We start from the raw sequence: 23682 nt of genomic DNA on the forward strand, positions 1-23682 counted from the left end.
CCTGGATCAACTACAAGCGCGACAACGAGATCGCGCCGGTGAACCTGCGCCCGCACCCCTACGAGTTCGCGCTGTACTACGACTGCTGATCTCGGGGCGGTCGTCGGCTGCTTCGGACTGGGCTCGCCTGAGTCGGGGACCTGCGCGACTAAGCTGCAGTGTTGTCGGGCCACCCGGCCGTGCCGCTTGTCGTATGCCTCGAGGAGCCCATGAACGCAGCCGACGACTTCCTGCGAAAGCGGGTGCCGCCGCCACAGCAGCCGCCGCCCTTCGGGCCGGCTCAGCAGCAGCCGCTGCGGCCGCCACCGTTCCCCCAGCCGGGGCCGGTGCTGCGGCCGCAGCCCACCCGCGGCTGGCGGCGTGTGGTGTTGTCGGCGACGCTGGGGCTGATCAACCTGGGCCCCTCGCCGGACGAGCGTGAAGAAGCGGCCTACCAGATGGCCATCCGGTCGATGCCCAACGGCGTCTACAAGGTCGGCGTGCTGGGCAAGGGCGGCGTGGGCAAGACGACCGTGGCCGCCAGCGTCGGGTCGATATTCGCGGCACTGCGCCGGGCGGATCACGTGCTGGCCGTCGACGCCGACACCGCATTCGGTCGGCTCGGCAGCCGCATCGATCCCCGCGCCACCAGTTCCTACTGGGACCTGGCGGCCGATCAGGGCTTACAGTCCTTTGCCGAGATCAGCAGCCGGGTGGGCGCCAACGCGGCGGGGCTGTACGTCCTGGTGGGTGAGCCGGCCGCGGGACGGCGCCGGATCTTGGACGCGGCGTTGTACCGCGAGGCCGCGCTGCGCCTGGACCGGCACTTCACCATCTCGATCGTCGACTGCGGCTCGACCATGGATTCACCGGTGACCCAGGAGGCGCTGCGCGATCTCGACGCACTGATCGTGGTGTCCTCGCCGTGGGCTGACGGCGCCGGCGCCGCCGCCAAGACCATGGAGTGGCTGGCCGACCGTGGCCAGGGCGGGTTGCTGCAGCGCACTGTGGTGGTGCTCAACGACTCCGACGGCCACGCCGACAAGCGCACCCGCGCGGCACTGGTCGCGCAGTTCTTACAGCACGGGCAGGCGGTGGTGGAGGTACCGTTCGACCCGCACCTGCGGCCCGGCGGCGTGATCGACGTGATGACCGAGATGGCGCCGGCCACCCGCCGCCGATTCCTGCAGATCGCGGCGATCCTGGCCCACTACTTCGCGTCCCGCCCGCGAGGCCGGGACGCGAAGCCGGGCCGCCCTCAGAACATGTAGCGCACGACGCTCTCGGCGACGCAGGCCGGCTTGGCGCCGCCTTCGATGGACACCGTCGTCGAGTACGTCACCTGGTGCGCTCCGCCACCGACATCGGTCACCTCGACCACCGAGGTCTGCGCCTGGATCCGGGAGCCCACCGGGACCGGGGCCGGGAAGCGCACCTTGTTCAGCCCGTAGTTGATCGCCAGCTTGACCCCTTCGACGCGGCTGATCTGGTGCATCAGCTGCGGCAGCATGGCCAGCGTCATGTACCCGTGGGCGATGGTGGTTCCGAAGGGCCCGGTGGCCGCCCGCTCGGGATCGACGTGAATCCACTGATGGTCACCGGTCGCGTCGGCGAACAGGTTGACGGCCTCCTGGGTGATGGTCACCCAATCGCTGTGGCCGATCACCTCGCCCTGGCAAGCGGCAAGCTCGTCGATCGATCCGAATGTACGCATCTACCCTGCTTCCTCGTTATTCCGTAGCCACCGCGCCACTTTGGCACAGTTCGTTGATCTCTTCGCCGCTCATTCCCAGCCGGTCGGCAAGCAGCGCGGCGGTGTCGGCGCCCAGCGTGGGTGCCGCGACGGCGGGCGGGTGGGCGCCGTCGATGGACGCCGGCAGCCCCGCCGCCAGGTACTGCCCCACCGATGGCTGATCCAGCGCGGTGAACATCGGGTTGTCGCGCAGGCGCTCGTCGGCCGCCACCTCGGCAAAGCTGCGGTAGCGGTCCCACAACAGCGACGTCTGCGCCAGCGCGGCCTGCACCTGCGCCGCCGGGCGCGCGGCGAACCAGCCGCTGAACAGCCCGGTCAGCAGGTCGCGGTGGCGATAACGCTGGCCTTCGTCACCGAAATCGATACCCCGCGCCTGCGCCAGGGCGGCAATGACTTCCGTCGATCCGGTCAACTCGGCCAGATCGCGGAAGTGCCGGTCGGTCAGCGTCACCACCATGAACGACACGCCGTCGGCGCTGGCGAAACTCTGGCCGTACTGGCCGTAGACGGCGTTGCCGATGCGCTCGCGGCGCGCGCCGTTCACCATGGCCTCGGTGAGGAAGCCCAGGGCGCTGGCGGTGCCCAGGGCGACGTCCTCGAGCGCCAGCCTGATGCGGCAGCCCTCGCCGGTGTGGTCGCGGCGGTGCACCGCAGCAGACACCGCCAGCGCGGCGTGCAGACCGCAGGCGATATCCCAGGCCGGCAGCACGTGGTTGATCGGCGCGGCGTAGTCGCTGGGCCCGGTGACCAACGGAAAGCCGACACCCGCGTTGATCGTGTAGTCGACCGCTGTCGAGCCGTCGGCGCGTCCGAGCACCTCGAGATGGATCAGATCGGGGCGCTCGTCCACCAGAGTTTCGTAGGAAAGCCATTGGCGGCCAGTCATATTCGTCAGCAGCACACCGCAGTCGGCGATCAGGCGCTGCACCACACGCTGGCCCGCCGGCGCGCGCAGATCGGCAACCACCGAGCGCTTTCCCTTGTTCAGGCCCGTCCAATAGATCGAGTTGCCGTCGTCGGTGACCGGCCAGCGCCGGTAGTCGGCCGCACCGCCGATCGGATCGATGCGCACCACGTCGCAGCCCAGCTGAGCCAGCGTCATTCCGGCCAGCGGCACGGCGACGAAGCTGCCGATCTCGATCACCCGCACCCCGGCCAATGGGCCCGCGGCGTTCCCAGCACTGGCCTGCATGACCCGCCTCTCCGTCGGTGATTACGTCGACTATATGCCTACCCGAATGTCGGTCCCGTGCGGTGCGAGTCCGCTCCGAATCTCAATCGTTGCCGAACCGCGATATGAAATCCCGTGGCGGCGAACGGGACACGGCACCGGCTCGTGTTTGACTCCGTGCACAAGGGCTAGACAGCACGACATTGGGATGGGAATACAGCTATGAACAGCGTTGAGAAGTTGCGTCACGCGGCGAGCCGGCTACCGCGCCGGCTGATGGTCGCGGCGGTGGGGGCCGCGCTACTGAGCGGCCTCGTCGGCGTTGTCGGTGGTTCGGGCAACGCGTCGGCGTTCTCCCGCCCCGGCCTGCCGGTGGAATACCTGCAGGTGCCCTCGCCGTCGATGGGCCGCGACATCAAGGTGCAGTTCCAGCCGGGGGGTGCCCACGCGGTGTACCTGCTCGACGGGCTGCGCGCCCAGGATGACTTCAACGGCTGGGACATCAACACCCCGGCTTTCGAGGAGTACTACCAGTCCGGTTTGTCGGTGATCATGCCGGTCGGCGGGCAGTCCAGCTTCTACTCGGACTGGTACCAGCCGTCGCAGGGCAACGGGCAGAACTACACCTACAAGTGGGAGACCTTCCTGACCCGGGAGCTGCCCACCTGGCTGCAGGCCAACAAGAGCGTGTCGCCCTACGGCAACGCCGTGGTGGGGCTGTCCATGGCAGGCGGTTCAGCGCTGGTCCTGGCGTCCTACTACCCGCAGCAGTTCCCTTATGCAGCAGCGCTTTCGGGTTTCCTGAACCCGTCGGAGGGCTGGTGGCCGACGCTGATCGGGCTGGCGATGAACGATGCCGGCGGTTTCAACGCCAACAGCATGTGGGGTCCGTCGTCCGACCCTGCCTGGCGGCGTAACGACGCCATGGTGCAGATCCCGCGGCTGGTGGCCAACCGCACCCGGATCTGGGTCTACTGCGGCAACGGCACACCGAGCGACCTCGGCGGCAACAACCTGCCCGCCAAGTTCCTGGAGAGCCTGACGCTGCGCACCAACCAGCAGTTCCAGCAGAACTACGCGGCGGCCGGCGGCAACAACGGCGTGTTCAACTTCCCGGCCAACGGCACGCACGACTGGCCGTACTGGAACGAGCAGCTGGTCGCGATGAAGCCGGACATCCAGCGCACCCTCGGGGTCGGCGTCGACCCCACCTGATCGATCCCCATCCCGTCGGCAGCAGTGCGAACCAGCACTGCTGCCGACGTGTATGTGGGGTCAGTACAGACCAACGGCAGCAGTGTCCACGACACCGGGCAAGCCCTGCAGCGCGTTGCACGAGACCGGCTACCGCCGGGGTGTCGGCGCTCTCCGGTCCCGTTGCGCGTGTGCGGTCTTCCGTGACCGGGGCGAGCGGTCAGCGCCAGAGTCCGCGACGGTCGACGTAGCGGTGGCTGTACCAGGTTGCCATCAGACAGACGAAGGTGGCGGTGGCCAACATCCAGGTACCACCGACGAAGATGCTGATGACGCCACCGACTGCCGCCCCGGACATATAGCCGAACAGCAGCATGAAATGGCCCAGCCAGTCGTGCACCGTGCCGCCACTGATGTGGCGCTCGATGCCCTGGCCGAGCTTCACCACCGTTCCGGTCACGTAGCTCAACGGGATCGACACTTCGCCGTCGCGGACGAATGTGGTGTTCAGCGCGCCCACCCCGAACGCCACCAGCAGGATCGGCAGCAGCGGCACCGGCAGCGCCGGCCCGCCCTCGATCCAGTCGGTCACGGTCGCGGCCAGCAGCGACGCCCCGGTCAGCCGCAGCGCGCCGTGCGGCCGGCTACGCCAGACATGGCGATGGCACAGGGAGGCGACCACCACCCCGGAGATGAAGGACACCAACAGGGCCGCAGCCGAAATCGACATCCACTGGCTGTCGGTGAACACCCCGAGCACCGCCCGCCCGGCGTTGCCGGTCATGAAGGTGACGAAGTAGCCCTCGGAATGGGTGAAGGCCGTGGCGGCCAGTACCCCGGCCAGGCCAGCCAGCACCCAGGACAGCCGTGCTTCGCTGTTGTAACGCTTAGAGATCACGCGGGCCTATGGCGTCAGCCGACCGGGCCCGGAACCAGCGTGACGGTGGCAGTGTGCTCGCCGCCGCCCGGATTCCGCCACGTCAGTGTGACGGTGTCACCGGGGTGACGCTGGTCCAGTACATCGGTCAGGTCAGTGGGCGAGTTGACGGGCCGGCCGTCGACCGAGGTGATGACGTCGTCGCGGGCGATGCCGGTGGCCGCCGCGGGGGTGCCGTCGAGCACCTGGGCCACCCGCGCGCCGCCGTTGCTGTCGACCACCCCGACGCCCATGAACGCCGTCTCCCCGATGTGCACGGTGGCCGACGGGATACCTGCCCGGATCTGGTTGGCGATGGCCATCGCCTGGTCGATCGGAATCGCGTAGCCCTCACCGCCCGGCTGGGCGAACTTGTAGTTGTCCGAGGCCGCGGTGTTCATCCCGATCCCCTCGCCGGCGGCGTTCACCATCGGCCCGCCGGAGTCGCCGGGCCGAATCGCCGTGTCCGCCTTGATCATGTTGGTCAGGGTCTCGGTGCTACCGGTGAGCTCGTCGGCCGCCGAGACGGTCTGGTTCAGGCCGATCACCCGGCCGGGTACCGCGCTGGGAGTGCCGCCGTGGCCGCCGGCGTTGCCCATCGCGACCACCGGGTCACCGATGGCGACCCGCGATGAGTTGCCGATGTTGGCCGCGGGCAGACCCCCGGCACCGCGCAGCTGCAGCACCGCCACGTCGTGGCTGCGGTCGAAGCCGAGCACGTCGACGTCATAGGCCTGGCCGTTGGCCACCGAGACCGCCGTGAGGCTGGTGGCACCGGCGATCACGTGGTTGTTGGTCAGGACCACACCGTTCGGGTCCAAAACGATGCCCGTCCCGGCGCCGACGGCGCTCTGGTAGCCCATCTGCGCGTCGATGTTCACCACTGCGGGACCGACCTGCGCAACCATCGCCGACGGGTCGAGCGGAAAAGCAGGCAAGCTGGGTACGGCCCCAACCGGCGCGGCGACCAGCCCCGCGGTGGCGATTGCGGCAGATATCACGCTGAGCAGCCGCCAACGGTCCGGGCGATGCGCTCTGCTCATACGTCATACCTCCTGCGGTTGGGCCGTGGTCGAGGCAGCTCGGACCCGGCACGTCTTCGGGATGTCGCACACGCTGTACTCGCTAAACAAGAATGCCAAGCTTACCGGAACCGCCGATCCGGCTGGCAAACGCTACTCATCAGCTCGGCAAACGAGGCCGGTCCGCAGCCCTTGTGCTCAGCGCCCGTTGAGGGAAGGCTGAACTGCGGAGGAGGCTGCCATGGCAGACAAGACCGGGACGTCACGGGGTACGAGCGCCGCCCCGACTGCGGCCACTCCGGCCGCCATTCGCAATGTCGCCCTGGTCGGTCCGCCCGGTTCGGGCAAAACCACGTTGGCGGAGGCAATGCTGGTGTCCGCCGGGATGCTGCCGCGGGCGGGTTGCATTGCCGAGGGCACCACGGTCTGCGACTACGACGAGTCGGAACTTCGGCAGCAGCGATCGGTCGCGGTCGCCTGCGCCTCACTGGCCCACGACGGCGTCAAGGTGAACCTGATCGACACCCCGGGTTATGCCGATTTCCTCGGCGACCTGCGGGCCGGGTTGCGGGCCGCCGACTGTGCGCTGTTTGTGATCGCCGCCAACGACCACCTCGATGACACGGCCGCCGCACTGTGGCGCGAGTGCGGCCGGGCGGCGATGCCCCGCGCCGTGGTGGTGACCAAGCTGGACCACCCGCGGGCCGACTTCGCCGGGCACCTCCAAGCCGCCCGCACCGCCTTCGGTCACGAGGTGCTGCCCCTGTATGTGCCCGGGCCGGCGGACGGCTCCGGAGTGATCGGACTGCTGGCCGCCGACACCTGTCCGGTACCCGACGCCGAGGACCAGCGCAGCGCGCTGATTGAGGCGATCATCGAGGCATCCGAGGACGAGTCGCTGTTGGACCGTTATCTGGCCGGCGAGCCGATCGACCCCGCGGTACTGGCCGACGACCTGCATCGGGCGGTGGCGCGTGGGTCGTTCTTCCCGGTCATCCCGGTGTGCGCCAACACCGGTGCCGGCATAGGTGAACTGCTCAACGTCGTCACGACCGGCTTCCCCGCGCCTGCGGAGCATCTGCTGCCGGAGGTGTACAGCCCCAGCGGCGTGGCACGCACCGGGCTCAGCTGCGATCCGGACGGTCCGCTGGTGGCCGAAGTCGTCCGGACCACCTCGGATCCCTACCTCGGGCGGATCAGCCTGGTCCGGGTGTTCTCGGGAACCATCCAGCAGGACAGCGGGATTCACGTCAGCGGTCATTGCGCCGGATTCTTCGGCGACGCCACCGGCCGTGCCGATCACGACGAAGACGATCGGATCGGGACGCTGGCGTTTCCGTTCGGCAGGCAACAGCGCCCCGCCACCGTCGCGATCGCCGGGGACATCTGTACCGTCGGCCGGCTCAGCCATGCCGAGACCGGCGACACCCTGTCCGGCAAGGACGAACCTCTGGTGTGCAAACCCTGGCCGGTACCGCATCCGCTGCTTCCCGTCGCCGTCATGCCGCACACCAAGTCCGACGAGGAGAAACTGGCCGTGGGATTGGCCCGGCTGGCCGCCGAGGATACGAGCCTGCGCATCGAGCGGAATCCGGAGACTCATCAGACCGTGCTGTGGTGCATGGGTGAAGCGCACTCGGGCATCGTCCTGGACGCGCTGGCCCATCGCTACGCGGTATCAGTGGACACGGTTGCGCTGCGGGTGGCACTGCGGGAAACGTTCTGCGCCAAGGCCAAAGGCCATGGCCGGCACGTCAAACAGTCCGGCGGCCACGGCCAGTACGCCATTTGCGATATCGAAGTCGAGCCATTGGCGCCGGGCAGCGGCTTCGAATTCGTCGACCGCGTGGTCGGCGGTGCCGTGCCCCGCCACTTCATCCCGAGCGTGGCCAAGGGCGTCCGCGCGCAGATGGAGCGTGGCCTGACCACCGACACCGGTGGCTATCCGGTGGTCGACATCCGGGTCACCCTGGTCGACGGTAAGGCGCACAGTGTCGACTCCTCCGATGTCGCGTTCCAGCTGGCCGGTGCCGCCGCCCTGCGCGACGCCGCCGCGCCCGGCGCGGTGCGTCTGCTCGAGCCTCTCGACGCTGTCAACGTGCGGATTCCCGACGACCTGGTGGGCGCGGTGCTGGGCGATCTGTCCGCCCGCCGCGCACGGGTGCTCGGCACCGATACGGTCGGCACCGGCCGCAGCTGCGTGAAGGCCGAAGTACCCCAGATCGAGCTCATCCGGTACGCGGTCGACTTACGCTCGTTGACGCATGGTGCCGGTTCGTTCACCCGCGAGTTCGCCCGCTACGAACCGCTGCCGGAATCGGCGGCGGCCCACGCCGCCCGCACCGCCTGACCGCCGGACCGAGAGGATGCCGATGTCGACGATCGCCGGGTTGCCCGCGCACCTGCTGTTGCTGCACGTGGTGGTGGCGCTGGTGCCGATCACCGCCGTACTGCTGATCGTGTGCGCGTTGTGGCCGGCGGCCAGGCGGCGGCTGGTCTGGCTGCTGGTGGTCTTTTCCGCGATCACGCTGCTGGTGACTCCGCTGACGGTGTCGGCCGGCGAATGGCTGGCCGACACCGGCAAGTTCGCCGGCTCCCCCGAGCTGGACGCGCACATGGCCGCCGGGGGTTACGGCCTCTACATGGCCGTGGGCCTGGCGATCGCCACGGCACTGCTCGCCGGCCTGCACGTAGCACTGTCCCGCGGCGGTAAAGTCGGCCCGCTGATACGGGCCGGGGTCGTGGCCGTGGTGATCGCGCTGGCCGGCGGGTCGATGTTGGCGATCCACAACATCGGCTCGACGGGGACCGAGGCGGCCTGGGGAGACCTCCTCACCGCGTCGGATTCCGACTGACCCTGCACTGACCGCGCCGCAGTTGGCACAATGGACGCCATGCGCAATGTGTGGCGGGGAATCGTGGCGATTGCCGGGTCGGTGGGCCTGGTGTTCGGATCTTTGGGGGCAGCATCCGGCGTCAGCCAGGCCGCTCTGACGTCGCCGGCGAGCGGGCCGGCCGTCGCCGCGATCGAGCCCGCCGCCGGCTCGGTCGTCGGGGTGGCCTACCCGGTGATCGTGACGTTCGCCGGACCGGTCCGCGACCGGGCGGCCGCGGAACGGGGCATCCGGATCGACACCCCGAGCATGCCGGTCGGCCATTTCGAGTGGACGGACAGCGACGTCGTGCAGTGGGTCCCCGACAGCTATTGGGCGCCGCACAGCAAGATCAGCGTCGACGCCCACGGGATGTCGACCGGCTTCGAGACCGGCGACGCGGTGGTGGGGCTCGCCGACATCTCCGACCACACCTTCACCGTCAGCATCAACGGCGATGTCCAGCGGATCATGGCCGCATCGATGGGCAAGCCGAAGCGTCCCACCCCGACCGGCTCGTTCACCGCGCTGTCGAAAGAGCGCACCATCAAGTTCGATTCACGCACCATCGGCATTCCACTCAATGACCCCGAGGGCTATCTCATCAACGGCGAGTACGCAGTTCGGGTGACGTGGAGCGGCGTATACGTGCATTCCGCTCCGTGGTCGGTGGGTTCGCAGGGATACTCCAACGTCAGCCACGGCTGCATCAACCTCAGCCCCGACGACGCCGCGTGGTACTTCAACACGGTCCGTCTCGGCGACCCGATCATCGTCCAGGCCTAGCCGACCACAAACGCGACGCAACTGCGGTGGGCAAGTGCCCCGTTGCGTCGCGTTTGCGCTCGGCTCGCCTCGGGCCTCAGCAGGCGCCGAGCACCGCGGTGGGCATGTGTGCGACGTAGCGCTCGGCGCGCTGGTCGCGGCCCATCTCACGGCGAGCGGCCAGGTGCCGACGCAGCCGGTTGGGCCGACGGCTACCCCCCGAACGCGCGGTCGAGCCGTCGAGAGCAAGAACACCGATGATAAAGGGACCCATGATTTTCTCCTGCCGGGAAAGTCACCGGCCGGCCCAATCGCCAGGGTTTGGCGGAACTGAGAGTCAGACCGCAGCGCAGGCGCCGGAGCCGGTGAGGAACAGATCGGTCATCGAACACGGATACGGATGTGGACCGTCACTAGAACTCACTTCGCCCTCACCTCCTTCCGGCCAGGACACACGGGCATGTCGGGGCAATTCCCACCATGGTCGCATCGAAACACCGGACCGTCAAACGCAAATGGGCTGCGGCGACCTCGGACGCTCTACCGATGCCGCCTGGCGGTTACCCGAAACCCCTTTGCGGTAAGCGTTATTCGCGCGTTTCCCTCACAGCAGGCCGAGCAGTTGCAGATCCGTGGCGTACTTGACGATCACTGCCGGGGTCACGTGCGGGATGTCGGCATGCTCGGGATCCGGCCCGATTCCGGCGGACTGGACCGCAGCCCGGAATCTGTCCGTCGGCGCAATCGACCCGCAGATCGGTGGCTGCGGCTTCTGATAGTTGTGCAGCAGCGGCAGCAGTGACGCCTGGCGCTGGTGTTCGGGCAGCGCCCGCAGCGTGGTCTCGAACCGCTGCAGCCAGTCGCCGTAGTCGGCGATCCGCCGGATCGGGTAGCCGGCCTCGATGAGCCAGTCGACGAACTCATCCATGCCCAGCCCGTCGTCGTAGGGGTTCATCACGTGGTAGGTGGCGTAGCCCCCGCCGGCCGCCGCGGCCAGGGTTGTGGACGCCTCGGCGATGAACTCCACCGGCAGGCCGTCGTAGTGGGCGCGCTGCCGGTGGCCGTCGTGACTCAACTCGTAGAAGGATCCGGGCGCCACCCCGGTGGCCACCAGGCTGAACATCATCCGGGTGAACATGTCGGGCAGGTTGAGCTGGCCGGCGTAGCTGGTGTCGGCCAGGATCATGTCGCAGCGGAACACCGCCACCGGCAGGCCGCACAGGTCGTTGGCCTCGCGCAGCAGCACCTCGCCGGCCCACTTGCTGGTGCCGTACCCGTTGGCGTAGGCGTCGTTGATCGCCCGGACCGGACTCATCACGCGCACGTCGGCGTCTTCGGTGAAAGCGCCCAGCGGGACCTGGTCTCCGACAGCGATCGTGGAGAAATAGGTGAAGGGCTTGATCTTGCCGGTGAGCGCGAGCCGGATGAGCTCCGCGGTGCCAAGCGCGTTCGGCCCGAACAGCTCGCTGTAGGGCAGCACGTGGTTGACCAAGGCGGCCGGGTCGACGATGACATCGACCGTGTCCGCCAGGCGCTGCCAAACGTCGTGCTCCAGGCCGAGATTGGCCTCACCCTTGTCCCCGGCGACAACCTCCAGATGCCCGTCGGCCAACTCTGTGTAGCTGGCCAGCAACTGCTCGTCTCCGCTGTCGAAAACGCTGTCGAGGCGGCGGCGGGCTTCCCGGTCGGACTTCGCCCGCACCAGGCAGATCAGCTTGCCGCCCACGGGCGCCAACCGGTGCAGCCACTGCAGCGCCAGGTAGCGGCCGAGGAAGCCGGTCGCACCGGTCAACAGCACGGTGCGCACCTCTTCGGACGGTCCCGGCAGCGACGCCGCCGCGGCCAGCGTGGCCTCACCGAGGAATTTGTCCAGGGTCAGGTCGGCTGCGGCCACATGGTCGGCGTCACGACCGTGCACCGAAGCAAACGTCGGCCGCTTGGCACCGGCCTGCTCGGCACTGCGCTGGGAGTCGATGTAGTCGGCTATTGCCGCCAGATCGTTTGCCGGACTGACGATTACGCTGACCGGTACGTCGACGTCGAAGATGTCCCGCAATAGATTTCCGAACGTCAGAGCGGACAGTGAGTCGCCACCCAGGTCGGTGAAGTGCACATCGGGCGCCAGGTCGCCGGCGGCGGCTCCCAACAACGCCGCAGCGGCCCGCGCGACGGTCTCGAGCACCGGCCGCTGCGCGCCGTGGTGGCGCAGGTCGCTCAGCTCATCGGCCTGTCCCGCGGCCAGTTCCGCGTAGCGACGTTCCAGGCGCGGGCCGTATTGCGCCTTCAGCTTGGGCCAGGCCAGTTTGCGGATCCCGGTCAGCAGTCCGTTCTCGAGCGTGAACGGCTCGGTCTCGATGAGGAAGTCACGGGGCACCTCATAGGACTGCAAGTCGGCGTCTTTTGCCACCTGCTGCAGCGACTCGCCGATCGCCGCCTTCAGGTCGGCCTCGGAGTCGAAGCGCGCCTGGGCCTGCGGGGTGGGGACCACCACGGACAGCAGGTAGGGCTGTGCGCTGTTGCCGTAGACGTAGATCTGGCTGACCAGCGGGCTGTTGCCGAAAACGGCCTCCAGCTTCGCCAGGGTGACGAATTCGCCCTGCGCAAGCTTGAGCACGTTGTTGCGGCGGTCGACGTAGACCAGCCGGTCGGGCGCGACCTCGGCGACCACGTCGCCGGTCCGGTAGTAGCCGTCGGCGTCGAAGACGTCGGCCGTCACGTCGGGCCGCTTGTAGTAGCCGGGGAACAGGTTCTCGGTCTTGAGCAGCAGCTCGCCGCGCGGGTGCGGGGTGTCGGTGCCGAAGTAGCCCAGTTCCGGCACGTCGACCAGTTTGTAGTCGATAACCGGAGGACGCCGCACCGCACCGTCCGTCAGCACCATGCCCGCCTCGGTGGACCCGTAGCCGTTGGTGACGTGCAGTTCGGTCAGCTCATCGACCCAGGACCGCAGTTCGTCGGAGATCGGCGCGGAGCCGGTCATCGCGCAGATGCACCGCCCGCCGAGCAGCTCTGCCCGCATCTGCGCGAGGACCCACGCTTCGGCATCCGCCCGCGCCGCGCCGACGCCGTCGACTTCGCTGCGGTAGTGCTGGTAGAGCATCTCCCAGATTCGGGGCACGAAGTTCAGCTCGGTCGGCCGCACCAACGCGAGGTCTTCGAGGAACGTGGACAGATCGCTGCGTGCGCTGAAGTAGGCGGTTCCGCCGTTGCCCAGGGTGCCGTACAAGATGCCGCGCCCCATGATGTGGCTCATCGGCATGAAGTTCAGGGTGATCGAGACAGCGGTCGGGCCGAACCAGTTATTGGCCGACCGCACCCACATCCGGGTCACGTTGCGCTCCGGGTACATCGCGCCCTTGGGGGCTCCGGTGCTGCCGGAGGTGTAGACCAACAGGGCCAGCCGGTCGGGCTCGCCGCCGAAGTCGCTGGGCAGCGACAAGGACCGGCCGCGGGTCAGCAGGTCGCCCAGCGGCTCGACCACCACCTCGTAGCCCGTCAGGCGTGCCCGCGCCGCGGCCAGCGCGTCGCGGTGGTCGTCGAGCTGTTCGTGGTAGTCGAAGACCACCAGCCGGGTGGGGACCGGCCCGGTCAGGGCCAGCGCGACCGCGTCATCCAGCGAGTCGACACTGGCGGCGATGACACGGGGCTCGGTCTCGGCGGCGATGGGCACCAGAGCACCGAGGGCAGCCGACGTCTGCAGCGGCACTGAGACCGCACCGATCATGGCCACCGCCACATCGATGATGGTGTAGTCGACGCTGGTGAAGCCCAGGATCGCGACCCGGTCACCGGGGCGCACAGCGCCGGCGGCCAGGGCGGCCGCCGCAGCGCGGACCCGCTGCCCCAGTTCGCCGTAGGTGATGGTGTCGTAACGCGGAAGCAGCGCGGCGGTGGTGCGCCCGGTGGCGGGATCGGTGACGTAGTCGACGGCGCGTTGCCCCAGCGCGGGACGCTCGGCGTAGCCGTCGAAGACGGACTGGATCACCTGCGCCAACCGCGGCTGACGTTCGAGCTCGGCGGCGACGGCCGGGTCGGGTCGGGCGGCGGCGAATTGCGGGTCGGTGGCGACCAACTCGGCAATGCGGCGGGTGAGGCGCTCCTCGGATTCGATGAAAGTGGACATGGTCAAACCTCTAATGGGATATCGCGTGAAATTGCTTTATGACGTGCGCGGGCACGATCCGCACCCACACAACTACGTTAGCAAAACTAAGTTAATGGATAATCCCCGCGCGGGTGTGACGTTGCCCTCACGCCCCGACAGCTAACTCAGCGACTCTTCCAGCCACGGGAGCAGCCACTTGACCCCCTCGGGCGTCAGGTGAATGCCGTCGCTGCGCACCTTGATGCCGTCCACCTTGGCGGTGTAGGTGCCCGCCGGTCCGAGCTTCTTGTTCAGGTCGATCACCGTCACAGCCGCACGGCCGGCGACCTCCCGGCGCAGCAACGCGTTCCAGCGATCGACACGCTCAGGTTTGTCCTCGGGCCACAGACCGCCGTCGGGCCGCTCGCCATACCGGCTGTAGGGCACGGTGGTGACGACCACCCTGCTGCCGGCCGATTCCAGTACGTCCAGGGCGCGGCGCAGCTCGGCGGTCAGGTAGGCGTCGAAAGTCGGGTCCCCGATGTGCGACCACCGGCCCTCATTGACGCGATCCACGGTCTCCCAGCGTCCGACGAACAACAGCACGACATCGGGCCGGTCGGCCTTGACCTGCCGCGCCCAGCGCGCCGGCCAGCCGTCGCACTCGGAGCCCTGATCGATGGTCTTGCCGGCCCAGCGGTAGGGGCCGGCTCGCACGATGCTGCACCCGACGACGGTGTGATCGATGAAGTGGTAGCCGGGAGTTTCGGGCAGATAGTGCATCAGGGTCCAGCCGATCGAATCGCCGAACACCGACACGGTGCGAGGGCGGTGGGGATCGTGCCGCACCGCCTGCGGGGGCGGCAGCCGGCGTGCCGGTGGCGATGGTGACACCGCGGCGGCGGCGGCCACGTCCGGCGTCAGGCCGTTCTCGGCCCGGGGCCGCTCGACGACGGGCACCACCAGCAGCGTGACGGCAACGGCGCTGCCGCTGACCGCCGCCCCCAGCGGTAGCAGCGACACCCGCGCCGGCCGCCAGCGGCGGATCGGCTCCTCGATGACCCACCACGACACCGCCGCCAGCAGCAGGGTGGCCGCGCACCGCACGCCGAACAGCGCCCAGCCCGACCAGCCGGTGCGCTCACCGTTGAGGACCAGGAAGACCGGCCAGTGCCACAGGTAGACGCCGTAGGAGATGGTCCCCAGCCACACCAGCGGGGACCAGGCCAGCGCCCGGGCGACCAGGCCGCTCTGGTGCAGCGCCACCGGGGCGATCACGGCTATCGCGGCGACGGCCACCAGCGTGAGCAGGCCACCGCGGAACTCCTCGACACTGCCGGTCGCACGGTGCGCCGCCATTGCCAGCACCGCCAGCCCGGCCAGCGGCAGCAGCCGGGCAACCCACAGCGCGCGCCGGGTGCGCACCACCGACCAGCCGGCCGTCAGCGCCGGCCAGTCTGCCACCAGCAGGGCCGCGGCGGCGGCGCCGATCAGCAGCGCCTGCGCCCGGGTGTCGGTGCCGAAGTAGACGCGGTCGCGGGCGTCCCCGTACGCCGGGGAGGCCAGCACCTCGGCCAGCGTCGCCGAAGCCGCCGCACCCGCGCTGGCAAGCAGGAAAACGGTCAGCCGCACGCCGCCGACCGTGGCCCAGCCGCCACGGCGCCGGGCGTGGGCGCCCCACGCGACGGCGATCGCGATCAGCAGCAGTGGCCACAGGAAGTAGTACTGCTCCTCGACGCCGAGTGACCAGGTGTGCTGCAGCGGCGAGGCGGTGCCGGCTTCGGTGAAGTAGTCGGTGTGCTGGGCCACGAATCGCCAGTTCGCCACCCAGAAGAAGGCGGCGATCGCATCCTCCCGCAGTCCCGCCACGGCCTGCTGGGGCAGTAGTTCGTGGGCTATCGCGACGGTCAGCACCATGAGCACCAGCGCCGGCAGCAGTCGGCGGATACGCCGGATCCAGAATCCGGCGAGATCGATCCGGCCGGTCCGCCCCAGTTCGTCGATGAGCAGCGACGTGATGAGGAACCCGCTCAGCACGAAGAACAGGTCCACGCCGATGAATCCGCCTGACAGCCCGGGAATGCCGCCGTGGTCGGCCAGCACCAGCGCCACAGCCAGGGCACGCAGTCCGTCCAGGGCGTGGATGCCCGGTCGTCGCCCCTCTCGGCGCATCCGGTCTGCGGCGCGCGCGGTCGCCAACCGGGCGGCCCGCGGGGCCGGCGCAACCCAGCGGGATCTGCCCGAGGTGCGCATCGAGGTGGCCCTGCGAGTCCGGCTCCCGGCCGGTCGACTCATGTCAGGGTGGTCGCCGTGGGCGCCGATTGGTCGATCCTCTCGCTGGTGGACCACCGAAATCTTAGGGGCGACCGGGGGCCTGCAGCGGATGACACGCTCGTGATCAGGAGACCAATTCGGCAGTGCGCCACCAGATCAGCGCGACGAACAGTGCCAGCAGCGCAAGACCGGCCGCCGCCTGGATCCGGGGGCGGTGCGCCGTCGGGGGGTAGGCATAGGCACACGCGATCACCAGCCCGGTGATCAGACCGCCGACGTGCCCCTGCCAGCTGATCCTGGGCACGGTGAAGGTGAAGACCAGGTTGATGACGATCAGTGCGCCGATCCAGCCGACGTCGACATTCAGCCGCCGTCCGATGATCAGCGCGGCGCCGAACAGCCCGAAGATGGCACCCGAGGCGCCGGCGGTGGCGGAGGTCAGCGGCGCCAACAGGTAGACCGTCACCGAACCTCCCAGTGCGCTGAGCAGGTACAGCGCGAGGTAGCGCGCACGGCCCAGGCTGCCTTCGAGTGCGGGACCCACCACATAGAGCGCCCACATGTTCAGCAGCAGATGCATGGCGCCGTAATGAAGGAACGCCGAGGTCAGCAGTCGGTAGGTCTGCCCCTCGGCCACCGCCGGGGGCCAGAGCACGAGTTCGGACTCGAACTGCTGCGACGACAGTTGCCCGACGAAGGCCAGCACGCTCAACGCGATCAGCGCGTAGGTGGCCACCGGCGTGTTGGTGACGGCGCGCGCCAGCGAGTTCGCCCGGCGCACCGTGCCGCCACCCGCGTGCGCGCAATCCACACAGTGTTGGCCGACGGCGGCGCCCCGCATGCACTCGCCGCAGATGGGGCGCTCGCACCTGGTGCAGCGCAGCGCGGTGGCCCGATCGGGGTGCCGGTAGCAGACGGTCATGGTTACACCTTGTCAGAGCGCTGACGGTAGATTTCACGCTGTGCCGTCTCCCGCTCCGCGCCGAGCATTCAATGACGCCGTGACCCGGTTCTGGAGCTTTGCCGCTCCGGCCTACGACGCCGGGTTCCTGCAGCGTTGGGTCTACCGTCCCGCGCAGGACGAGCTGATCGCCGCGCTGCGGTCCCACCGGCCGGACCGGGTGGCCGACATCGCCTGCGGCACCGGCATCCTGGCCGACCGCATCGAACGCGAACTGTCCCCGGCGGCGGTCTATGGCGTGGACATGTCCGAGGGCATGCTCAAGGAGGCTTCCCGCCGGTCATCGCGGGTGCAGTGGTTGACCGGTCCGGCAGAACAGTTGCCGTTCGATGACGGGTCGCTTGATGCGGTGGTCACCAGCTCGGCGTTCCACTTCTTCAATCAGCCGGCCGCCGTACGCGAGTTCTACCGGGTACTGGCGCCGGGCGGGATGGCGGCGGTCACCGGGATGAGTCCCCGGCTGCCCGATCCCCTCGAACGGCTGTCGGGCCTTCGCTGGAACCCGGCGAAACAGCCGACCCCCAGCGAGATGAGCACGCTGTTCACCGATGCCGGCTTCACCGTCACCGACCAGCATCGGGTGGCACGTCCCGCCTGGACGCTGGTGGTGTCGGATCTGATCACCGTCGGGGTGAAGCGCCAGCCGTAACCGGCAGGCCGGGCCGCCCGCGATCGGGTCGCGGTACCTTCGTTAGGTATGAGAGCGCTCCATCTGGCCGCGGCGGCGGCGATCGCGCTGGCTGCCTGCGGGCCGGCCGCCGGGGTCGCGGGGGCTGATCCGACCCCTGCTCCCCCACCGGCGCCCAAGCAGGTGATCGACGGCGACGGCACCTTCGCCGTCGGCACCGACATTGCGCCGGGCACCTACCGTTCGGACGGGCCGCGTGACGGCCAAGCCTGCTACTGGCGCCGGATCAGCGGCGGGAAGACCCTCGACAGCGCCATGACCAAGAAACCGCAGGTCGTGCTGATCGAGCCGAGCGACACCGCATTCCGAACGGATCGCTGCCAGACCTGGCAGCTGGCTCAGTGCCCGCCGACCTGCGCGCCGGCGCCGCAGCCCGCCGGCCTGCCCGACGTGCTCAAAGGATTCGTGCCGCAGGCACGGCCACCGGCCTCCAGCGGCGGTTAGCGCGCGCCGCGGCTCAGACGCGTTCGGCTTCGGCCAGCTGCAGGGTCGCGCTGTCGACCAGCGTCGCGATCACGTCGTCGGTGCTGAAGTCATTGAGCCACAGGCTCGGCGCGTCGCTGCGGTGCAGCATCGCCACGCCGTGCAGCGCCACGGACAACGCGGCGGCGATCCGGTCGCAATCGCTGTCGGAGGCATCGGATCCCTGCCCCCGGCAGGCCAGCAGTCCTCTGGTCACCACCGCCAGCGCCCGCCGGGCAGCCGGAGGGATCTGACCCTTCTGGGTCATCAGGGTGTAGCGCAGCGGATGCCGCTTGGCGAAGGCCACATAGATCCGGCAACCGATGAGCAGGCATTCACGGGGACTGGTGGCGTACTGCACGTATTCGGCGATCTCGTCGGAGACCTGGATCCAGCTCGACTCGGCGACGGCCTCGAGCACCCGCTCCAGGTCGGCGAAGTGCGCATACACCGATGGAGCGGCGATACCGGCCTCCCGGGCGATACGGCGCAGTGAGACCTCGGCCTCACTCTCGGCGCCATCGATGACCCGCACGGCCGCGGCCAGGATCTCGTCGCGCAGCAGCGCGCCGTGACCTCGCAAATTGCGCCGGCGTGGGGGAGGGGGCACGGGGTGATCCTAACGGCCTGTTAGTTGTCCCCACTTGGGTTCTGAATAACATCTTCTGTTGTATGTGTTAGCTGACACCTATCCTAACGACAGTTTCTTTACAGTTGTAAGCTCATAATTCGCGCCAAAAGGGCGGTGTACCGGTCTAAATCTTATTCCTGTGCCAACGCTCCCTTATTTTTCTTAAATTAACGGGTAGGGTGAAGCGCGTCGGCCGCCAGCCGCCCCAACTCGCCAGGAGGTTCTGTGATGCTTGACGCCATCTACCGCGCCACTCGGGTCCGGATCAGCGAACTGGCCGAGGGGCTCAGCGAGAGTCAGCTACGGCAGCCGGTTCCGGCGACGCCCGGATGGTCGGTGCATGAGGTGTTGGCTCACCTGACCGGTGGCGCCGCGGATGCCCGGGCCCAGCGACTCGACGGGGCGCCGGGTCCGTCCTGGACTGAGCGGCACGTCGCCGAGCGCCGCGACCGTACGGTCGGCGAGCTGCTCACGGAGTGGGAACTCGCCGCCCCGGCGGTGGAGGGAAGCCTGCCCGAACGGTTCGCCGGGCCCAACCTGGCCGCGGATGCGATCTGTCATGAGGGCGATCTGCATGAGGCGCTCGGCCTGGGCCGCGTCGATCGTGAGCATTGGCAGCCCTTCCTGGACGCCATGGGCCACCTGCCCGGCCGGAGGCTTCCGGAAGCCGAAAGCCTGGTGATCACCGACGAGCTGGGCCGGGAATGGCGGTGCGGATCCGGCGACACCGTCACCGAATTGCGCGCCGACGGCTATGAGCTGTTGCGTGGACTGTTGAGCAGACGCTCCCGCCGTCAGATCGCCGGGTGGGACTGGTCCCCCTCGCCGTCTCCCCAACTGGTGGACGGCTTCGGGGTTTTCGGCCACCGCGACGACGACCAGCCGATCCCGGGCCGCTGACGTCAGAGGCCGCAGGACGCCAGCCGCGGCACAGAGAACGCCACCGATCCGACCCCGCCGTTGACGGCTCCGTTGTTGGCGAGTTGCATCGTCGTCACGTAGGTACAGGTTTGAATCTCGGTGGATGAATTCAGGTAGACCACGTTGTAGGTGTAGGCGAACGTACGGACCAACTGCTTGGCATCCCAGGGCACATCCAGCACGAAACCGAGCGTTGAGTCCATAGTCCGGATCCAGATTGCCCGCTCGCCGTTCTCACCGATCGACGGCACCACCGAAAACGGGGAACCGTCCGGCCTGGTGCCGGCCACGCTGAGGCTGTCGATGCGGTAGCCGGTGGCTTCTGCCGGTACCGGCGGCCCGGGCTGAATCCTGGTGGTGAACTGTATGGAGTAGTTGGTGCCACCGCCGATCGCCCTGCTGGTGGAGAAGCTGGTCCAGCTGAACTCCTCTGGCAGCGCCACAACGCAATTGTCGATCACTTGGTTCGGATCATCGCACGCACCGGAGCGAGCCGGCACCGCCAAAGCGCGGGGGCTGGCCAGCACAGCTGCGGCGACCGGTACCGCCCAGACAGCATCGCGCAGGAAGAAACGGCGCGAGAACTCGGTATTCGCACCGCCGGCCACCGGCCTACAGTACCGGCCCACGGCCGCATTCGGTTGTCCACTCACGGAATCGGTGCCATGCTCACCGAATGGTCTGGGACCGCTTGTCCGACGCCGCTACCGGCCGCCGCTCCTGGCTCATCGCGCTGGTTCCGTTGCTGGTCGCCGTCGCGCTGTTGGCGCTCAGCGGGGGCGATGACTCCGCGACGCGATCACCGGAGTCCCTTCCGGCCAGCGCCGAATCCGCCCGCGTCGCCGCAGCACTGCCCACCTTCGCCGGCGGGGAACAGGCCACGGCGCTGTTGGTCGCCACCCGCACCGATGGAAAGCCGCTGACGCCCGAAGACCTCGCCGCACTCACTGCGGCCCGCGATCGGCTTGCGCGGGTGCCGCAGGTGCTCCCCGGTCCGGCAGTGCCGGTGCAGGTCTCCGCCGACCGCGAAGCGGCCGTGGCCGCGGTGCCGTTGAACGCCGGGTTATCCGGTTTCGCGCTCACCGACACGGTCAAGGCGTTGCGCGCCGCTGCCGACGACGGTCTGCCGGCCGGGCTGTCCACGCACATCACCGGCGGTCCGGCATTCGGCGCCGACATCGCCGATGCCTTCACCGGCGCCAATGTCACCCTGTTGGTGGTCACCGCCCTGGTGGTGGCACTGCTGTTGATCGTCACCTACCGGTCGCCGGTGCTGTGGCTGGTGCCCCTGCTGGTGATCGCACTGGCCGACCGGGTGGCCACCGTGGCCGGGTCCGCCGTCGCGAACGCCGCGGGGGTGACCCTGGACGGTTCGACCGCCGGGATCACCAGCGTTCTGGTCTTCGGCGCCGGCACCAACTACGCGCTGCTGCTGATCTCGCGCTACCGCGAAGAACTCCGCGTGGCCCCCGACCACCGCGCTGCGCTCCGCCGCGCGGTGGCCGCCGCCGCCCCGGCGATCCTGGCCAGCAATGCCACCGTGGTGCTGGCCCTGCTGACGCTGATCCTGGCGGTCACCCCGAGCACCCGCAGCCTGGGGGTCTGCGCCAGTTGCGGGCTGGTGGTGGCCGCCGTGTTCGTCCTGCTGCTGCTGCCCCCACTGTTGGCACTGTTCGGCCGGAAACTGTTCTGGCCGTTCATTCCCCGGCCCACCGGAGACGCGGTGTCGACCCCGTCAGGCCCGTGGCACTGGGTCGCCGACGCCGTCTCGCGCCACCCGGCAGTGGTGTGCACGGCGGCGGTTGCCGTCCTGGCGGTCTCGGCGGCCGGTCTGCTGGGCACCGGGGTCGGGTTGTCGCAGACCGAGCAGTTCCGGTTACAGGCCGACTCGGTGACCGGATTCGACCGGCTGGCAGAACACTTCCCGGAGGGCGCTGCGAGTCCGGCCGTCGTGATCGGCCCGACCGCCCGCTCTGCACAACTCAACCGGGCGATCACCGCGGTACCGGGCGTCGTCTCGGCGACGCAGACCGGTGTTTCCGAGACCGGACGCACCATGTGGTCGGTGGTTCTCGACGCCGCCCCGGCGACCGACGCGGCTTTTGAGATTGTTTCCGGACTCCGTGATTCGGTGCGCGCCGTGGATTCCCGCGCGTTGGTCGGCGGCGCGGACGCCGAGGCCCTCGACATCCGCGACACCGCCATCCGCGATCGCACGGTGCTGATTCCGCTCATCCTGCTGGTGGTTCTCGCGGTGCTGTTCGTCCTGCTTCGGGCGGTGCTGGCGCCGCCGGTCCTGGTGGCGGCGACGGTGCTCAGTGCCCTGGCGGCTCTCGGCCTGGGCGGCTGGGCCAGCCTGCATCTGTTCGGATTTCCGGCTCTGGACAACAGCACTCCCCTGTTCGCGTTCCTGTTCCTGGTTGCGCTGGGAGTGGACTACACCATCTTCCTGGTGACCCGGGCCCGCGAGGAGACCCCCGGCCACGGCACCCGCGAGGGGATGGTGCGCGCGGTCTCGGCGACCGGTGGGGTCATCACCAGCGCCGGGATCGTGCTGGCCGCGGTGTTCTGCGTCCTGGGAGTGCTGCCCCTGATCGTGCTGACCCAGCTGGGCATCATTGTCGGTCTCGGAATCCTGTTGGACACCTTCGTTGTTCGCACACTGGTGATTCCGGCGCTCTTCGCACTGATCGGCGACCGGATCTGGTGGCCCAACTCGCCGGTCGAACCGGCCGGGACTCAGAGCGCCGCCCAGACCGACTTGGTCTTCAGGTAGCCGTCGATGCCCTCGTAACCGAACTCCTTGCCCATGCCGGACTGCTTGTAGCCGCCGAACGGCACGTTGTGGTCGAAGGTCAGCTGGCAGTTCAGCCCCACCATGCCGGCCTGCAGCCGCTTGCCCAGGTTGTGGGCGCGAGCCAGGTTGGTGGTCCAGACCGTGGCGGCCAATCCGTAGTTGGTGTCGTTGGCCATCGCCACGGCTTCGTCGTCGTCGTCGAACGGCAAGATGGTGACGACCGGGCCGAAGATCTCCTCCTTGTAGAGCCGACTGGTGGCCGGGTCCACGTTGGTGATCACGGTGGGCTTGACGAAGTAGCCTTTGCGGTCCAGCCGGTAACCGCCGCTGACGATCTCGACACCGTCGCGCTTGCCCTGGTCGATGTAGCCCATGACGCGCTGAAGTTGTTTGGCGCTGACCAGCGGGCTGATCATCGATCCCTCGTCCTTGGGCCCGCCGAGCACCAGGTTTTCGCCGATCATCGCGATGCCCGCCACCACGCGCTCATAGACACTGCGCTGCACGAACACCCGCGAGCCGCACACGCACCCCTGGCCGGAGTGCACGAAGATGCCCATCGCCGCCATCATGATCGCCATGTCCAGGTCGGCGTCCTCATAGATCAGCACCGGAGACTTCCCGCCCAGCTCGAGGGTGACCTTTTTCAGGTTGTCCGCGGCGTTGCGCATGATCTCCTTGCCGACCTCGGTCGAACCGGTGAATGCGACCTTCTCCACATCGGGATGGTTGGTGATCGCCGCGCCCGCGGTGGCGCCGTAACCGATGACGAAGTTGGTGACGCCGTCGGGAACCCCGGCCTGGGCGATCAGCCGTTCCAATAACACCGCCGACAACGGTGTCTCCTCGGCCGGCTTGACCACGCTGCTGCAGCCGGCTGCCAGCGCCGGGGCGATCTTGGCGCACGCGTTGAACAGCGGACCGTTCCAGGGATAGATCAGGCCCACCACGGAATAGGGTTCCTTGACCGTGTAGGCGTGCATGTTGGCGTAGGTGCCGGTGACGCCGCCCTCCATCTGCACCTGGTAGCTGCTGCCGTTGAGCTTCGTGCACCACCCTGCGTAGTACCGGTAGAACTCCGCACAGGTCGACACGATCATCGCGGACTGGGCCGGCGGCATGCCCGAGTCCAGCGATTCCAGCTCGGCGAACGCCTCGGCGTGCTCGTCGATGAGGTCTGCGAGCTTCCACAGC

The 23682-nt window shown here is 68.7% G+C and carries 21 protein-coding genes; 10 read left to right on the forward strand and 11 right to left on the reverse strand.

The window, feature by feature from the left end; genetic code table 11:
* Positions 1 to 89, forward strand: an 89-nt coding sequence (locus tag LI92_RS24340; RefSeq protein ID WP_286135046.1) for a hypothetical protein, incomplete at its 5' end; no start/stop codon positions are given.
* A 120-nt stretch (positions 90 to 209) separates the two neighbouring features.
* Positions 210 to 1250 carry a MinD/ParA family ATP-binding protein gene (locus tag LI92_RS11555; protein ID WP_192830034.1) on the forward strand — a complete coding sequence of 347 codons (1041 nt, stop codon included), beginning with the start codon at positions 210 to 212 and terminating at the stop codon, positions 1248 to 1250.
* Here LI92_RS11555 and LI92_RS11560 read toward each other — a convergent pair.
* Positions 1238 to 1693, reverse strand: a complete 456-nt coding sequence (locus LI92_RS11560) for a MaoC family dehydratase (protein WP_046319005.1) — start codon at positions 1691 to 1693, stop codon at positions 1238 to 1240. The two genes, LI92_RS11555 and LI92_RS11560, sit on opposite strands and share 13 nt — an antisense overlap.
* 16 nt (positions 1694 to 1709) lie before the next feature.
* A complete protein-coding gene (locus LI92_RS11565; protein ID WP_046319006.1) occupies positions 1710 to 2924 on the reverse strand; it encodes a CoA transferase in 1215 nt (404 codons plus the stop codon).
* A gap of 201 nt (positions 2925 to 3125) precedes the next feature.
* Between LI92_RS11565 and ag85C the strand changes: the two genes are divergently transcribed.
* Positions 3126 to 4118, forward strand: coding sequence for a diacylglycerol acyltransferase/mycolyltransferase Ag85C (ag85C, locus tag LI92_RS11570; protein ID WP_046319008.1), 993 nt, complete (start codon positions 3126 to 3128; stop codon positions 4116 to 4118).
* A 199-nt stretch (positions 4119 to 4317) separates the two neighbouring features.
* On the opposite strand, the gene LI92_RS11575 is transcribed toward ag85C, so the two are convergent.
* Positions 4318 to 4995, reverse strand: a complete 678-nt coding sequence (locus LI92_RS11575) for a YoaK family protein (protein ID WP_046319010.1) — start codon at positions 4993 to 4995, stop codon at positions 4318 to 4320.
* A 14-nt stretch (positions 4996 to 5009) separates the two neighbouring features.
* Positions 5010 to 6056, reverse strand: coding sequence for a trypsin-like peptidase domain-containing protein (locus LI92_RS11580; protein ID WP_046319012.1), 1047 nt, complete (start codon positions 6054 to 6056; stop codon positions 5010 to 5012).
* 220 nt (positions 6057 to 6276) lie between these two features.
* Here LI92_RS11580 and LI92_RS11585 point away from each other — a divergent pair, with 220 nt between their 5' ends.
* Genes LI92_RS11585 through LI92_RS11595 form a run of 3 tightly spaced genes read left to right on the forward strand, consistent with a single transcriptional unit; the run spans position 6277 to position 9694 of the window.
* Positions 6277 to 8385 carry an elongation factor G-like protein EF-G2 gene (locus tag LI92_RS11585; protein WP_046319014.1) on the forward strand — a complete coding sequence of 703 codons (2109 nt, stop codon included), beginning with the start codon at positions 6277 to 6279 and terminating at the stop codon, positions 8383 to 8385.
* Between the two features lie 22 nt (positions 8386 to 8407).
* Entirely contained in the window at positions 8408 to 8890 is a 483-nt protein-coding gene (locus LI92_RS11590; protein ID WP_046319034.1) for a hypothetical protein, read from the forward strand.
* Positions 8891 to 8920: 30 nt separating this feature from the next.
* Complete coding sequence (locus tag LI92_RS11595) at positions 8921 to 9694, forward strand: L,D-transpeptidase (protein WP_502691440.1); 774 nt, start codon at positions 8921 to 8923, stop codon at positions 9692 to 9694.
* Positions 9695 to 9770: 76 nt separating this feature from the next.
* On the opposite strand, the gene LI92_RS23755 is transcribed toward LI92_RS11595, so the two are convergent.
* The 4 genes from LI92_RS23755 to LI92_RS11610 all read right to left on the reverse strand — a co-directional run bounded on the left by LI92_RS23755 (position 9771) and on the right by LI92_RS11610 (position 16950).
* Positions 9771 to 9947 carry a hypothetical protein gene (locus LI92_RS23755; RefSeq protein ID WP_192830035.1) on the reverse strand — a complete coding sequence of 59 codons (177 nt, stop codon included), beginning with the start codon at positions 9945 to 9947 and terminating at the stop codon, positions 9771 to 9773.
* 330 nt (positions 9948 to 10277) lie between these two features.
* Complete coding sequence (car, locus tag LI92_RS11600) at positions 10278 to 13793, reverse strand: carboxylic acid reductase (RefSeq protein ID WP_046319016.1); 3516 nt, start codon at positions 13791 to 13793, stop codon at positions 10278 to 10280.
* A gap of 141 nt (positions 13794 to 13934) precedes the next feature.
* On the reverse strand, positions 13935 to 16007 hold the full coding sequence (locus LI92_RS11605) for an acyltransferase family protein (RefSeq protein ID WP_152665438.1): 2073 nt from the start codon (positions 16005 to 16007) through the stop codon (positions 13935 to 13937).
* A 145-nt stretch (positions 16008 to 16152) separates the two neighbouring features.
* Positions 16153 to 16950 carry a rhomboid family intramembrane serine protease gene (locus LI92_RS11610; RefSeq protein WP_046319020.1) on the reverse strand — a complete coding sequence of 266 codons (798 nt, stop codon included), beginning with the start codon at positions 16948 to 16950 and terminating at the stop codon, positions 16153 to 16155.
* Between LI92_RS11610 and LI92_RS11615 the strand changes: the two genes are divergently transcribed.
* Together LI92_RS11615 and LI92_RS11620 are read left to right on the forward strand one after the other, a co-directional pair.
* Positions 16949 to 17638 (forward strand): class I SAM-dependent methyltransferase, encoded by a 690-nt coding sequence (locus LI92_RS11615; RefSeq protein WP_046319022.1) that lies wholly within the window; start codon positions 16949 to 16951, stop codon positions 17636 to 17638. The genes LI92_RS11610 and LI92_RS11615 overlap by 2 nt on opposite strands.
* A 48-nt stretch (positions 17639 to 17686) precedes the next feature.
* Entirely contained in the window at positions 17687 to 18121 is a 435-nt protein-coding gene (locus LI92_RS11620) for an Rv1352/Rv1906c domain-containing protein (RefSeq protein WP_046319024.1), read from the forward strand.
* A gap of 13 nt (positions 18122 to 18134) precedes the next feature.
* Here LI92_RS11620 and LI92_RS11625 read toward each other — a convergent pair whose 3' ends face one another.
* Positions 18135 to 18749: a TetR/AcrR family transcriptional regulator gene (locus LI92_RS11625; RefSeq protein ID WP_046319025.1), complete on the reverse strand. Its 615-nt coding sequence runs from the start codon at positions 18747 to 18749 to the stop codon at positions 18135 to 18137.
* Between the two features lie 249 nt (positions 18750 to 18998).
* Between LI92_RS11625 and LI92_RS11630 the strand changes: the two genes are divergently transcribed.
* Positions 18999 to 19670, forward strand: a complete 672-nt coding sequence (locus LI92_RS11630; RefSeq protein WP_046319027.1) for a maleylpyruvate isomerase family mycothiol-dependent enzyme — start codon at positions 18999 to 19001, stop codon at positions 19668 to 19670.
* A 2-nt stretch (positions 19671 to 19672) separates the two neighbouring features.
* Here LI92_RS11630 and LI92_RS11635 read toward each other — a convergent pair whose 3' ends face one another.
* Positions 19673 to 20299 (reverse strand): hypothetical protein, encoded by a 627-nt coding sequence (locus LI92_RS11635; protein WP_046319028.1) that lies wholly within the window; start codon positions 20297 to 20299, stop codon positions 19673 to 19675.
* Between the two features lie 68 nt (positions 20300 to 20367).
* On the opposite strand from LI92_RS11635, the gene LI92_RS11640 reads away from it, so the two are divergent.
* Entirely contained in the window at positions 20368 to 22467 is a 2100-nt protein-coding gene (locus tag LI92_RS11640; RefSeq protein WP_046319029.1) for an MMPL family transporter, read from the forward strand.
* On the opposite strand, the gene LI92_RS11645 is transcribed toward LI92_RS11640, so the two are convergent.
* The coding region (locus tag LI92_RS11645) for an aldehyde dehydrogenase family protein (protein ID WP_046319031.1) at positions 22431 to 23682 on the reverse strand (1252 nt) is incomplete at its 5' end. The genes LI92_RS11640 and LI92_RS11645 overlap by 37 nt on opposite strands.

This window comes from Mycobacterium sp. UM_Kg1 (assembly GCF_000972925.1).
In the GTDB taxonomy this organism is placed as follows: Bacteria; Actinomycetota; Actinomycetes; order Mycobacteriales; family Mycobacteriaceae; genus Mycobacterium; species Mycobacterium hiberniae.

What these genes read in the sequence shown, in the direction of transcription:
- LI92_RS11560 (WP_046319005.1), bottom strand. Translation starts at nt 1,693, where the DNA reads ATGCGTACATTCGGATCGATCGACGAGCTTGCCGCTTGCCAGGGCGAG.
- LI92_RS11605 (WP_152665438.1), bottom strand. Translation starts at nt 16,007, where the DNA reads ATGCGCACCTCGGGCAGATCCCGCTGGGTTGCGCCGGCCCCGCGGGCC.
- LI92_RS11590 (WP_046319034.1), top strand. Translation starts at nt 8,408, where the DNA reads ATGTCGACGATCGCCGGGTTGCCCGCGCACCTGCTGTTGCTGCACGTG.
- LI92_RS11555 (WP_192830034.1), top strand. Translation starts at nt 210, where the DNA reads ATGAACGCAGCCGACGACTTCCTGCGAAAGCGGGTGCCGCCGCCACAG.
- LI92_RS23755 (WP_192830035.1), bottom strand. Translation starts at nt 9,947, where the DNA reads ATGGGTCCCTTTATCATCGGTGTTCTTGCTCTCGACGGCTCGACCGCG.
- car (WP_046319016.1), bottom strand. Translation starts at nt 13,793, where the DNA reads ATGTCCACTTTCATCGAATCCGAGGAGCGCCTCACCCGCCGCATTGCC.
- LI92_RS11615 (WP_046319022.1), top strand. Translation starts at nt 16,949, where the DNA reads ATGGTTACACCTTGTCAGAGCGCTGACGGTAGATTTCACGCTGTGCCG.
- LI92_RS11640 (WP_046319029.1), top strand. Translation starts at nt 20,368, where the DNA reads ATGGTCTGGGACCGCTTGTCCGACGCCGCTACCGGCCGCCGCTCCTGG.
- LI92_RS11610 (WP_046319020.1), bottom strand. Translation starts at nt 16,950, where the DNA reads ATGACCGTCTGCTACCGGCACCCCGATCGGGCCACCGCGCTGCGCTGC.
- LI92_RS11585 (WP_046319014.1), top strand. Translation starts at nt 6,277, where the DNA reads ATGGCAGACAAGACCGGGACGTCACGGGGTACGAGCGCCGCCCCGACT.
- LI92_RS11580 (WP_046319012.1), bottom strand. Translation starts at nt 6,056, where the DNA reads ATGAGCAGAGCGCATCGCCCGGACCGTTGGCGGCTGCTCAGCGTGATA.
- ag85C (WP_046319008.1), top strand. Translation starts at nt 3,126, where the DNA reads ATGAACAGCGTTGAGAAGTTGCGTCACGCGGCGAGCCGGCTACCGCGC.
- LI92_RS11630 (WP_046319027.1), top strand. Translation starts at nt 18,999, where the DNA reads ATGCTTGACGCCATCTACCGCGCCACTCGGGTCCGGATCAGCGAACTG.
- LI92_RS11595 (WP_502691440.1), top strand. Translation starts at nt 8,921, where the DNA reads ATGGACGCCATGCGCAATGTGTGGCGGGGAATCGTGGCGATTGCCGGG.
- LI92_RS11620 (WP_046319024.1), top strand. Translation starts at nt 17,687, where the DNA reads ATGAGAGCGCTCCATCTGGCCGCGGCGGCGGCGATCGCGCTGGCTGCC.
- LI92_RS11565 (WP_046319006.1), bottom strand. Translation starts at nt 2,924, where the DNA reads ATGCAGGCCAGTGCTGGGAACGCCGCGGGCCCATTGGCCGGGGTGCGG.